Genomic DNA, 221 nt, shown 5'->3' with positions numbered 1-221 from the left:
CGACCACGCCGGACGGCAGGTCCGCCACGCGATGCCGGCTCACGGCGCCCGTGCGGGTGTCCACCCGCAGGAAGGTGCCGGAGCGGGGCCCGGCCACCCTCGCGCCGCCGTCGTCCGGCCCGGCGAGCAGCACCGCCGCGCCGTCCGTGCCGAGGTACGCCGTCGGGCCCTCCACCGTGGCGACCGTGCGCGCCTGCCCGGTGGCCGGGTCGAGCCGGACG

At 81.0% G+C, this 221-nt stretch carries 1 protein-coding gene; it reads right to left on the bottom strand.

The window, feature by feature from the left end; translation table 11 throughout:
• A partial coding sequence (locus GTW43_RS00795) for a hypothetical protein (protein WP_161299593.1) occupies positions 1–221 on the bottom strand: 221 nt, incomplete at both ends.

The sequence above is a fragment of the Streptomyces sp. SID5785 genome (assembly GCF_009870065.1).
GTDB lineage: Bacteria > Actinomycetota > Actinomycetes > Streptomycetales > Streptomycetaceae > Streptomyces.
This window is presented reverse-complemented; position numbering and strand designations above follow the sequence as displayed.